Source organism: Enterobacter sp. UPMP701, from assembly GCF_053709515.1.
The window spans coordinates 1-615 of record NZ_JBSKJN010000049.1 but is presented as its reverse complement, the minus strand read 5'-3'; the positions used below and the strand labels follow the sequence as shown (position 1 = coordinate 615).

Genomic DNA, 615 nt, shown 5'->3' with positions numbered 1-615 from the left:
GGCTGCGGCGCTGCGTTTTCGCCTGCTCACCGGTGGCGGTTTCAACCCTGATGAGTGGCGTGAAGCTCCCCGGCTGATAAATCGTCTGGATGCGGGTTCTGTCGTTCTGTATTGTGGTCAGCCGGTCGCCGTCCCAGCCGTACCAGGTCACTTGCGGTTTCCGTGACAGCGACATCCAGCCCGTCAGGTCCCGTTCACGCCGCCACACCCGTTTTGCCACCCTGCGGCCCAGCGGGTCGTAAAGATAGCGACTTTCGACCAGCGGCTCTGCATATTGTGTCCGCGTGTAGTGCACCAGCCGGTGCTGACTGTCGTAATGGTACCGGTGAGTCCGCTCATCATCCGTGCGGATAACCCCTTCCGGGATGAGGTCGGTTTTCTCTGTCAGCCTGCCGTGACGGTCATACCGGTAAAGATAGTGCGCGTCACGGGCGATACGGTTATCCGGCCACATGCTGAGGGCGCTGTCCGGGTGCAGCTCCGGGTCGGGCAGGCGGTTACCTGCCGGGTCTGTGGCATACGGGATATCAATGCCCAGGTTACATATAATAATAAGAGCAATTAACTTAATTTATTTGTTTATAATGCGCTTACTTAATACAAACCATTGAATAT

Annotated in this window: 1 pseudogene; it reads right to left on the bottom strand. The window is 56.7% G+C overall.

The features are described 5' to 3' along the window. Nucleotides 1-541, bottom strand: a pseudogene (locus ACWKXT_RS24280) (RHS element protein); the annotation flags it as partial. Between the last annotated feature and the right edge of the window lie 74 nt (nucleotides 542-615).